Raw genomic sequence first — 11,657 nt, forward strand, 5'->3', positions numbered from 1 at the left:
TCGGCCAGTCCTGCCGTTGATGCGACCACTGGAACCAGTCGGCAATGGAGCGGCAAGCAGTCGTTGGTGAGCAAGGCAACTGGTCAGCTGGCTCGTACGTCTGCTTCACTGAGAAACGAACGCGAGCTCCCGACCCGAAAGCGGACGTGTCTACTGCGCAACGCGCACCTTGGGCTTGTACAGGATGGTCGCTAAGGCCACCAAGATGACCACGGCGAACGAGGCGACGCCTTGCGGCCATTTGCATGGTGCCTTCCGGCATCGTCATCACCCACAGGAAGAAAGACACGCACGGCACGTCGACCTAGATCAACTTGTCCAAGAAACTCAGTCCCGCGCTAGCAGCCAACCGTATCAAGACCACAATGTGTACGTTCCACGTTCTCCAGTGCAAGCGGCCGATCAGACATAGGCCCGACCGCACGCGTCATCGTAATCGCGCGTACTCCTCTCGATCTGCGTCAGTCGATCGTCCACTTCGAATCGTTGTCCGCGTTGTGCCGCTGTGCAGCGACAGGCTTGATCGCCGAGTAGCAGTGGCTCAGGAATTTCTTGTGCGCTTCCGTCAGAGATCATGGCGCTCTCGATCTGGTTAAAGCTGAGAGTTCATGGAACACACGGCAGCTCCCCATGCTTGAACTCGGCACAGCGGAATCTGGGAGAATCTCCCAAGACCACGGTCTGCAGGGCTATTTCGTCCGGCCGGACCGGGTCACAAGGGAGAAGGCGAATGGGAAAGAAGAAGCGCAAGAAGCCGTTTCGCGCGCCGGCCATGAAGCCGCAGCTGCCTGTCGAAATGCAGCGGGCCATGGACGAACGGCGGAAGATGTTTGAGCAGGCCTTTCAGACATCCTGCGGCCGGGTGCGCGCGGTCCTCACGCGGTTCCATCCTGGTGACGCGCTCACGGCGGTCAACATCTCCGACCTCTGGCAATCGAATCGCGCGAGCCAGGTCAAGCACCAGCTGGCCTTCAGCCTGCTGGTGTCCACGCCGGCCGACAGTTTCACGCCCGCCCGCATGACCAACTACGAGGATTTCGCGGGGTTCTGCGGCGCACTGATCGACGCCTTGCCGGACTTTCCCATGCTCGAGGACTACGTGCCGGAGGCAGATTGGGGCGAGGTGAAGGTCCTCCTCGGGCAGGAGCCGGTCGCCATCCTGCACGGTGGCCCCGTGCAGCGCATCGTCGACCACATGGAAGCATTCCGCATCTGCCATGGGAAGGGCACCCAGGCCGTGGCCGATCTGGAGCGCGCGATCCGGTTGCAGGGCGAGCTTCTGCGGCAGGTGCCACGGAATGGGGGCGATCAAGCGGACGAATCGAATCCCGGACACATCGAGGTGCCGCCCGCGTCCTTTTGGGAAGTCGTCATGCCGGCCTTGACGCAGCTGCCGGCGGCCGAGCAGCTTCGGGCTGAATACGTCGCTGAGTTAGGACAACCCGCCTCCTGGAAGGATGCGAGCGGCTTCGGCGACGCGGTGATGACCGGCGCGGCGCTGCCTTGGCTGGCGGCCCGGATCGACGGGTCGCTCCGTGCCCTGTCCCTGCGCAACGCGACAACGGTCGTGATCGACGCCTGGGCCAAGGCTGCGCTCGATGCTCCGGCCCGGGTCGCAGCGCGATTGGGTGCCTTCCTGGCGAGGCGGATCGAGGGCCGCTCATGCCTGACCGGACCGCTGCAGCTGCGGTCGCGCGGCGAGCGCGTGCCCTTGGCCATCGCGGCCGTCCTTGTCGACGGTCCGCACTACTTCCTGGTGGTGCCCGTGCCGCCCGGCCAGCTGGCCGAGGCCGGCAAGGCCGTGACCGCGATGCGCCGTGTCATGCGGGAAGCGGACTGGGGCTTCCAGGTCGTCGGGACCTCCGACGGCGTCCAGCTTCGCGATGCGCAAGGCGCGGTGCCTGGGCCCGCCGCCGTGAAAATCATCCTGGTGAACACACCGATTTCCACCGGCCCTTCGATGATCAAGCGGCCAAGTGCCGACGCGCGCCTGATGAGCCTGGTGGATGCGTGCACGATCTTTGATTCGATTGAATCGGTGGATGAACTGGCGCGGTTCTGGAAGTACGTGGACGGCCTGGGCGAATTTGGCGGCAGTCCGTTCAGCGACCTGGGTGATCTGTTCGGGTCGTTTCGTGACGTCCACGCCCAGATCGTTGAAGGCGCGGTGGTCCCGAACTTCCTGGGCTTGGACCCCCACTGGGGGGCGTCCTGGCGCTACGGTCAGCTCAAGGCGTTCTGGAATCAGGCGCCGCTCTTCTTCCCGGACGAGGACAGCGCTTGGGAGACACATGAGCGCAAGGGCGTAAGTTCGTTGACACGGGTCACTGCCAAGAATGCTCCCAAACTCGCATGGTCGTCGGCGATCGGGACATGCACCCTGCACTTCATCCTCGATGTCGACGCGGTTGGTCTGGAACCGCGGGATGGCTCGCTGGTTGAACTCTTCGTGCATTGCGCCGCCGACAGCATCGCCGAACGGGCGTCGATCATTTCGCCGTTTCTGCAGCTTCCCTTTCGGCGGGTCAATCTGCATTGCTTCAGTGCGACCCACCTACTGGCGTCCGCCGGGGATGAACAAACTCAACACGCGGTGGCCATGCCCCTCATCACGGCATGGGACGAGACACCGCGCGGCGACGCGCGCAGCTACCAGGCCCGGCTCACGGTCAATCTGGCGAAGCTGGCGCAAGACCTGGAGGATGCTGAAGATGCGCGTTTCGAGGTCGCCTGCGCAATGGCGGTCGTCGAGCGCCTGTTCGCGGCGCTGGGCGGCCCGATGCCGACGGAGTTGCGCGAAGCCCTGGCGGGCACGGCCGGCCGGCCGCCGCGATTCACTCTCAACCGCATGCGGCGCATGGTGGACGTGCCGGACTTCACCCAGCCGCAAGTGCCGAAGCCCGAGGACTACAAGGTGGCCCGGCGTGACCTGGCCATCCTGCTGAAAGCGCAAGGCGTGGCCCCGGGAACGTACACGCTTGAGGCCGCCAAGACGCTGATCAACCCGGCCCGCGCGGCTTACCGGGACGCGGTACACCAGCGCATTCGCGAGCTGGATCGCGAAAGCCTGCTGCGGTATTGCGTCGAGCAATACGACGCGTTGACCGCTTCCTATGACCGGGACGAGTTGCGGATCAAGCAGAGCCTTCGCCACGAGGTCGACTACAACCGGGAGCAATCCCTGGCCGAAGCCCACGAGAAGTTTGTCCGCGAGAGCAGGAACTACCGGTACCTGCTGGAAAGCGCGCTGGTTTTGACCTCGCCCCAGGCTTCGCCGGTGCGTGCCGAGACGGTCCTTTCCATCCAGGCGATGGTCGACTGGCTGTTCGTTCTGTACGGCGCCAGCGATGTGCTGCACAACGGCATCGACGTGGGCGGCCTGCGTGTTGACGAACAGTACGTCCCGGAAGTCTTCTACTCGGAGGCGCGTGACGCGCAGGAAGAAGTGTTCGGGCGAGAGATGGCGGCCCTGCGGTTGGGCGTCAACGTTGCGGAGGAAGACAAGGTCACCACGGCGCTGTCGATGCAGGCGTACATGGCGGTGCTGGACGCGGCCTTCGCGAAAGACCTTCGATTCACCTACTCACACATGCTGCAAGTACTTTCCACACTCATCCTATGGGTGTCGGCCGGCGGCGCGGAGGTACTGGCTTGCGGCTATGCCAGCGAAAGGCAAACCATGGCGGATCGAGCAGTGGCCGCCCACCCCGACCTGCCGCCGGACGCCGCATTGGCAGTGATCGAGTTCCTCCTGCTCGCGCCCGACCAAGCTTGGCGCCTGATCGGCAAGGATGTCGTTGAAGACGATGTCCCGGTCTGGGAGCATTCCAAGCGCGGTAGCCGCCACACCATCCGGCCACTGATCGAGCTGCCGGACGGCCGCGTGCTGTGGGGGGCGGCGGCGGTGGGGCGGGCGAAGCGCATCTGGACCGGATCGATCTCGGCAGGCTACCTGCCGGCCGACTACCCCTGGCCGGCGGTGCGCGCGGCGGTCGGTCAACTCAAGAAAGAACTTGAAGATGGCCTCGAGGACCGCGCGCACGAAGTCTGTGCCCGCGCCATGCCTTACGCCATCAAGGGCATCGACTTCCGGGACCAGTTTCCAAAGCAGCAGTTTCCAGACGTGGGTGACTTCGACGTACTGGCGTACCGGCCGGAGGAGAACCAGTGGCTCACGGCCGAGTGCAAGTACAACCAGCCGGCCTTCTGTCTGAAGGACACACGCAGACTGCGGGATCGGATTTTCGGGGGCGGCAGCGAGCTCGGCCAACTGCGGAAGATTGAGCGGCGGCGCGACTTTCTTACCCAGAAGTCGGACACGCTTCGCACCTTGCTGGGCTGGCCGGCGCCCGCTGACAAGCCGTTCTCACTGACGGAGCTTTACGTATCCAAGGACATGCACTTTTGGCTGCGGTTTCCTCCGTATGAGGTACCCACGCGCTTTGTGCAGATCGACACTTTGGACGCTTGGCTGCGATCCGCCGCCGCACCGCGTGGCATCGTCGATGCCGAACCGGCGCGCCTCGGAGCCAGCCAGCCCTGCCTGAACGGCCGCGGGGCTAGGTGAGTGTAACCAGCCGAAGCACCTTCGTCGCCACCTTGTACTCCAGGGCAGCCGTCATCCGTTCGGGGTAGCTGCCCGCACGAGGGAATTCCAGCATGATGTTGAAGAAGCTGCCTTGGTAGTCGGGCTCGTCCCGCCAGTCGATGTTGTAAAGATAGTTCGACCGCATCTTGGCGCCAATCGCGGCTTCCAGTTCCGTCTTGGTCAGCTGCGCCAGGCCGGCGTTCTGCAGCTTGCCCAGCTTCTTCGTTCTCAGATACTTGTCGAACTTGTCGTCCTCGATCACGACGGTGAATTCGCCGAGCGGGGCGACCGCGTCCGACATCGCCCTCAGCGCGATCTCCAGGTCGTCGTCCGAGTCCTGCAGCAGCATGCGTTCCGGTTTGTAGGACAGGAAGGCGCTGAAGTACATCGACTGAAGGCTCCGGATCTGCAGGCCGAGCGCGGTGTAGTCGTGCAGCTGCAGGTTGCAGTTCTCGCGGTTGTCGCGGTCGTCCTCGTGGCCGAGGATCACGATGCCCGCGTGCTTGATCGCCAGGTTCACCAGATGCAGGGCGACGAAGGTCTTGGCCAGACTGGCATACGTGCAGGGCACATAGCCTAGATAGCCCGGATGCGCCTGCAAGCCCGTGTGGAGGGCTTTCAGCGCCTCCTCGGAGAGGTTGTTCACGTAGAGGACGTAGCAGAAGCAGGGGTGCTTGAAGGCCAGGTCTTTGGCGATCACGGCAGTCTCCCCAAGCAGCCTGCGGGCGATCTCATCCTTGTCGTCCACCAGCTCGCCGCCCAGAACGCTGTGCGTGGTCTTCCCGGGCAGCAACTTGAATAAGGCGTCGGCGGCATCTACACCGGGAATGCGCTCGGGGTCGCACCGGTGTTCATCGAACAGGAACGCCGCCTCCTGCTTGCCGGGCTGGGGGGTCAGCGCCGATCTCAGCTCCTCGTAGCGAATGCCCTTTGCTTGCAGGATGACGAGGCAGTCGCTGTGGAATCGCTGGATCTCCCGGAAGGTGCGGGCGTCCGACCATGAGAAGTACTCCCGCATTGCCGGGAGCATGACGTTCCCGCGGGCGTTTAGGGTGTGGATGCTGGGCATTTGACGGCGTGGGCCCCGGGGAACACTTGATTGACCTCGTAGAATGTGACCTGCCCCCTGTAGCAGTACCAATCATTCGGCAGGAAGTCCGGTTGCAAGGTTAAAGGATTCTTTCGGTGGTGGGTATCCTTGAGCGCTTTTGCTGGGATCAGCTTTCAGTGAAAATCAACATGAGGTAGAGCTTGCTGAGCCTATTTGGAGAAATCCCTGAGCTCCTCGTCCATAAAGACCTTTAAAGTCTTAAATGCGTGTTCTACTAGAAAACAATCTCGCTTTACATTTGGGCTCTTTCCACCGTGAAAGAGATTGTTCCTTACGCTGTACCAGAATTCCACTAAGTTCTCCCAATCATCTACCGATCGGATAAGTCCGCTTGGCAACGTCTCGTCCGTGCTCGGGTGCGGGGCACTGCTGTTCCACCATCTGTCAATCTCGGGGTAGTCCAGATCAAGTGAGCTGTTATGGAGCGGACGCTCCTTCAATTCTTCGAGCAATTGCTGCACTACGCCCAACAAGTGCTTGTCGCTTTTTACGCGCTCCGCGTACCGCCCCTGTCGCATCGGATCGCGCTTTAGCGATTGAATCACATTCCTATCGCTCGTAGCACCAAAGAAAAGATTGTTCTTCAGGTGCGCAATGAACGCGAGATACTCGAAAACAAACCGCGAAAAATAATCGTCTTCTTCGCTGGCTTTCTGATGCCACCCCAAAATGAATTCTCTATAGTCCGCCAGTGCCTCTTGCTGCACTTCGATCCAAAGGTCGCACTTAGGGCAATGATATTCGACGATGGCAATGTTCCAGGCCCCATGATCGCCTGAGAGCTCCGCTGCAAAGTAGTCCGCTTGCTGCCCGTCGGTAGCGTCCTCTTCCAGATCTGCCATCTCTTCTCTGCGATCAGTCTTCCGCAGAATGCTGCCGCAGCTCGTACATCTCATATTGGCTTACGTCCTGGTTAATTCATGCCCATAGCTGGGGGTCTCGCTCCCGCCGCGCGATCGGTTGCCCGCTATTCATCATAGCGCTGCTTGCGAAGCGCGATCTCCTCGTCCGCGCGCTGGCGATCCGCCACGATCATCGCGTCCAGGCCGTTGATGTACCAGGCTGCAAATTCCTTGACCTTATCGCTTGAATCGTTCAGCCAGTCCTGCATCTCCGCTTTTTTGCGCTCGTATGCCTCGGCAAATCCATAAGCGCCGCTGACAACGCCGGTATTCTGGAGGGCGACCGACACCTCGTTGCGATACCGCGAATCCTCGGAAACTCTTTTCACGATCGCTTTGCATAGGTTGTGAACAAACAGTTGTCCCTCGTAATTCCTTAGGACAGCCAGAACAAACTCAAGGTTTTCGTTGCCACCTTCGTCCACTAGGCTGAGCAGTTCGCATTCGAATTCCGGGGAGAACTGCGGGAATATGGTCTTAAGCAGGTGGGCACCCCGAAAAACGAACATCCCGTAGTTGCCATCGTACTGCGCCCGTACTATGCGCACAGCTTCTCTTGGAATTGCGGCCAACGGTTTATCGAGCTTGTGCAGCCGGTAGGGAATCGCGTCGTAGGTCTTCCGCTTCTCGCCGGATTCATCAGCCGCAAGACGCTGGCATAGGAATGCGAGCACCTTCTGGGGCATCCGTTGTGCGATCAGGTAAAGGAGTTCCTCGGCCTGGTGGTCAATCTTTTCCAGAAGCATCATGTTGCGAAGTATCAGCTCCGTGCCCTGATCATCCAGCTTCGAGATGACTGCACGCGCTTCGCGCCGGAACCACATGTCAAAAATCCACTGTGGATTCCCGCGTTCGGTGAGTATTTCGAGCGCGGGCAGGAACAGCTCACGAATGATGGAGTCGTCGTCGTGGTAGTTAGAGGCTGCGACGGACATGACCAACGCGACAGTGTTTAGGTCATTCAGTTCTGCGGCGCGGCCTAGCAGGCGCTTCACCAGCGCCCGATCCAGGGTCGGACAATCGAGGAACTGCTTGGTGCTTGCATAGAGGTATTTTCCTGCTGCAATCCAGGAGTCCAGAATCTCTCGAAGCGCCGGTTGTTTCGGACCGTTCCAAAGGCCGCGCAGAAGGGGAATGTGAAAGCCGGCGATCTCCCTTGAATCCTCGGAGAGAAGCTGCAACGCAAGCGTGGGCTGGGCTGTGGCGAAGGTCTCGAGGAAGTAGTAGAAGTTCGGGAACGTCGCTAGATCTTCGGATTCCGTCTTGGCGTAGGAAAGTATGCGTGCGCGCCACGTCTGGAAATTGTCAGCGGTGATGCTATTTGCAAATTCGGTGGCTTTTTCTCGCCGGAACTTGTCCGTTTCCTCCGAATAGCTGTCATTCTTGCGCAACTCCTCCCAACTCAGAAAGATGCCCTCGAACCCGATCAACATCTTGTAGATTTGGTACTCTGCATTGGCTGCAATTGCCTGCTCAATTGCCAGCGCGTCAGCTTTAACGTGGTCATTGGGGGCGTGGTAGTACACCCAGTACGAGAGGTCTTCAATTTTCTGGACAACCGGAAAGTCGGCCGTGCCCACCAAGCTCTTGTAGAAGGCAAGGACCTCCTGAGTGTTCCCGGTAATCATGGCGGCCACATCCTCGCCACCGTTTGGAATGCGGTGCTGTCGCGTCGCGCTGTTGAGAACGGTGATCACTGAAAGCTTACGCGGCGTTCCCTTCAGCAGCGCGTACAGGCGTTTCAGGAGCTGGATCGTGCCGCCGCGAATATCAGCCACGCCGCCGTCTGCCGGGGCGGCGCCGTGGAAAATGGTGACAGCCGTGGAACTCCAGCGCGTGCCTTCGATTGTGGGCGACAAGAGACTATCAGCGACTTCAAGCACCGCATGCTGGAATCCTATCAGTTCGTCATCGCCTAGGCTCGACAACAAGTCCATGACCTGCTTTTGCGGCCATCCACCGATTCCGCCTTGTCGATCGTGGCCATAGAAGACATCCAGATTGTAGGCGGCGACTTTCTTCAATCCATCAACGGCCTCCTTGCGAATGCTGGTGTCGTCGTCGATTGACAACTTGAGAAGTGCTTGCGTAACAGTCTGGGTCGCCAAGTACCGTACGCATAGTAGAACTTCAATGGCGCGAATGGCGAGCGTGGAAGCATTCTGATATTTCGCAACCTCTGCGGCAAACGCCGCAAGTTTTGCATCGTAGGTAATTTGACGTGTTTTGATCGCTGCGATGAACGCGATAATTTCAGCCGCCACGACATCACTGAAGCGATGCGCTATGGCTTCGAGCACCGAGAGGGATTGCTCGAGCAAGTCGTATTCAGTGTCCTCATGCAGGGAGGTCAGCGCTTTTTGGAGTGCTTTTTTCAATGCATCTGCCGCGGCGTCCGTCTCGGATGTCGCCAGACGGCTGAGCGCTTTTAGGCGAAGATTGAAATCCATGGCTTAATCGTCACCCATCACCAGCCGGATGATCTCCGGCTCCACTGCGGCTGTCGCCTGAGCGCCGGCTTCCTTGTTGCCCGGGATGTAATGATGTCCGGTATCCTGAATGATAGTTGCGAGCGCCAGTTGCTCGGCGACGTTTTTCGCGACGGCGAGCGGGATGCCCGATCGCACCAGCAAGGCGTAGAGCTGGTCCTTCGTGGGGGAGCCGAGGTATGAAACCAGCCCGATCACCTTGGTCGCTACGGTCCGAAACTGAGATTCTGCTTCGGTAAAGACCGCAGCCAACGGACCATCCGCCTGGACCGTTCCTTCCGTTGGCTGAACGTAAGCCGAATCCCGGGTTTTCACGGATTTGACCGTTTTGACGGACGACACCGCTTCGTCAAGATGCTCCACGAGTTCTGCGACCGTTCGAAACACGCGTATGGCCAGAACTTTCTCCAGCGCCACGGCAAGGTTTCCGTCATTGCACACGGCGATCAAGCCCGCGTGATCCCGCTTTACGTCGATGGCCGCTTCGAGGATCCAGGAATCGGGAATGTCTTTCCTGCGCTTTTCGCGGTCCGTGACTTCACGGTTGAACGGCAAGTTGGCCTCAAAGTACCGATGCCACGCCCTGTCTGCGTGATCCGCGCTCATTGGAACAACGGTGATGCGATTTTCGAGTGCGAACTCCGCCATCGCTTCATGCGATCGCGTTTGAATCTCCGGTTCATCCCATAGTTCCATGACGGGTGAACGCAGCCCCTGCAGGATCAGACTTGCCGGCTGTCGGCGTTGCACAGCATCGAACTGTCGCTGCAGTTTCAGCACATCGGACCACGCCGACTGGAGGAACTGAGTTCTAAGTTCCTGCCAGGCGATATGAGAAACGAAGAGCTTCACATCGGTGGACTTTGAGTACTTGAGCAGTTTCTGGCAATCCGGATCGTGAAGACCCGCCTCCCGAATGGCGGACGTGTCCCAGAAAACTGGTATCGGTGTGGACGGCATTGGCAGGATCGGCGACGAGTGCGCGCGCTGTCATAGATATCTCGATTGTGCGCCATTCGAGCGGGTACTGCATGTTCCGGGCGCGTTCCGCGAAGTTTGCGTTTCCGCTCAAGCTGTCAGAAGTGACTCAGGTCGATTCGAAAGAGAGTCCGTCTGTGCAGCTTGCGGACGTGTTGATAGCGCCGCTTCCTTCCCATGTTGTATAAATGTACACTTCGCTCCTTCGATCATGGCTACCGAGGCGCGGCACCACCATTACATGCCGCAATGCTATTTGCGGGGTTTCTCCGTGGGCGCTGGAAAGAAGTGTCGGGTCACGGTCGCCAATCTTGAGAACGATGTTTTTTTCGAGACGAACCCACGCAACGTCGCCGGAGTCCGTGACTTCAACCGCGTAGAGTTACCCGGATTCAAGCCCGATGCTTTGGAAGGGATGCTCTCGGGTTTCGAAAGCGAAGTAGCGGCAGCGATTCGCAATATAGTCGCAAGTAAGAAATTCGAAGAAATCGATCGGAATGCGGTCCTCAACCTCATCGCACTCCTCGCCGTTCGATCTCCTCAGATGCGCGAGCATTGGCGCATCCAGCAACAAAAGGTCTTCAAGCGAATCATCGGACTGTCGCTCGAAACGAAAGAGCGATGGGACTCGCAGCAAGAGGCCATGAAGAAGGCCGGCTACGGCGTTGATGCAGCGGTGTCGTATGAGGACATGGTGAAGTTCTACAAGGAGGATGAGTACGACATCGCCTTCAAGAACGAGCACCATATCGGCGTCGAGTTCAAGGTTCACGATTCCGTCCTCCGCGCCCTCGATGCGCGGAAGTGGTCGCTCTACATAACGGACGACGGGAATGGATGCTTTGTTACGGCCGATCGGCCGGTCATGCTCACGTATAACAAGCCAGAGGAAGTGCCCCTCCTCTTTCGAAATAGTCCAGGCTTCGGCGTCCCGGAGACGGAAGTGCTATTCCCGCTTACGCAACACCTAGCGCTCGTGGGTGAGTTTGAAGGCGAGGATCGAGTGATGACCGTCCCTACAGAGATTGTGGCGATGGCAAACTCGAAGATGATCCTTGGATCGTTCGGGCAGGTGTACGCGCCGAAGAAGACGATCCCCTATGTCGGGCCGGATCGGAAGACGTACTTCGATCGGAACTTCATGGATCGGTACTCGCAATACAAAAAGGAGAACGAGAAACAGCCGGCTTAGGCTGCCGGCAATGCGATGCAATGACTGCCCAGGAATTCCTCGACAGAGGCTTGGCGCGCAAACGACCGATTAGGAATTGACACCGGACCCCAGCGTACCGTGGAGTCAACGGCGGCACTGGCCGAACAGCGGTCCGGCACAACGACAACCCTGCCGGACGACAAAATGGTCATATTGGAACAGTCAACTCGGCGAATTTTCGGAGGTCGCGCCTTGGATGCACTGCACAACCTAGTCGAGTACACTTAGTTTGCTCCCCGCAAAGTGATTCGAGCCGCCGCAGGGACAAATGACGCGTCAATAATGGCAATAATTGGACGTGATTCCAGTCAGCGCGCACACGCTACTTCTTCGCTTTTTTCTTCGCGCCCTTGCCCACAGAATCCGGCAGTTCGAT

At 59.4% G+C, this 11,657-nt stretch carries 7 protein-coding genes; 2 read left to right on the forward strand and 5 right to left on the reverse strand.

The window, feature by feature from the left end:
• Positions 1 to 402: 402 nt before the first annotated feature.
• Positions 403 to 576 carry a hypothetical protein gene (locus VMV64_RS15820; RefSeq protein WP_325332065.1) on the reverse strand — a complete coding sequence of 58 codons (174 nt, stop codon included), beginning with the start codon at positions 574 to 576 and terminating at the stop codon, positions 403 to 405.
• A gap of 154 nt (positions 577 to 730) precedes the next feature.
• Between VMV64_RS15820 and VMV64_RS15825 the strand changes: the two genes are divergently transcribed.
• The gene (locus VMV64_RS15825; RefSeq protein ID WP_325332067.1) at positions 731 to 4,567 is read left to right on the forward strand and encodes a hypothetical protein; all 3,837 of its coding nucleotides are present in this window, start codon (positions 731 to 733) and stop codon (positions 4,565 to 4,567) included.
• Here VMV64_RS15825 and VMV64_RS15830 read toward each other — a convergent pair.
• From VMV64_RS15830 to VMV64_RS15845, 4 genes are all read right to left on the reverse strand, one after another.
• A complete protein-coding gene (locus VMV64_RS15830; protein WP_325332069.1) occupies positions 4,560 to 5,618 on the reverse strand; it encodes a hypothetical protein in 1,059 nt (352 codons plus the stop codon). The genes VMV64_RS15825 and VMV64_RS15830 overlap by 8 nt on opposite strands.
• Positions 5,619 to 5,848: 230 nt before the next feature.
• Positions 5,849 to 6,541, reverse strand: coding sequence for a hypothetical protein (locus VMV64_RS15835; RefSeq protein WP_325332071.1), 693 nt, complete (start codon positions 6,539 to 6,541; stop codon positions 5,849 to 5,851).
• 125 nt (positions 6,542 to 6,666) lie between these two features.
• On the reverse strand, positions 6,667 to 9,051 hold the full coding sequence (locus VMV64_RS15840) for a hypothetical protein (RefSeq protein ID WP_325332073.1): 2,385 nt from the start codon (positions 9,049 to 9,051) through the stop codon (positions 6,667 to 6,669).
• Between the two features lie 3 nt (positions 9,052 to 9,054).
• On the reverse strand, positions 9,055 to 10,050 hold the full coding sequence (locus VMV64_RS15845; protein ID WP_325332075.1) for a PIN domain-containing protein: 996 nt from the start codon (positions 10,048 to 10,050) through the stop codon (positions 9,055 to 9,057).
• 259 nt (positions 10,051 to 10,309) lie between these two features.
• Between VMV64_RS15845 and VMV64_RS15850 the strand changes: the two genes are divergently transcribed.
• Positions 10,310 to 11,260 (forward strand): DUF4238 domain-containing protein, encoded by a 951-nt coding sequence (locus VMV64_RS15850; protein WP_325332077.1) that lies wholly within the window; start codon positions 10,310 to 10,312, stop codon positions 11,258 to 11,260.
• Positions 11,261 to 11,657 lie beyond the last annotated feature (397 nt).

The organism is Sulfuricella sp. (assembly GCF_035531155.1).
Classification (GTDB): Bacteria; Pseudomonadota; Gammaproteobacteria; order Burkholderiales; family Sulfuricellaceae; genus Sulfuricella.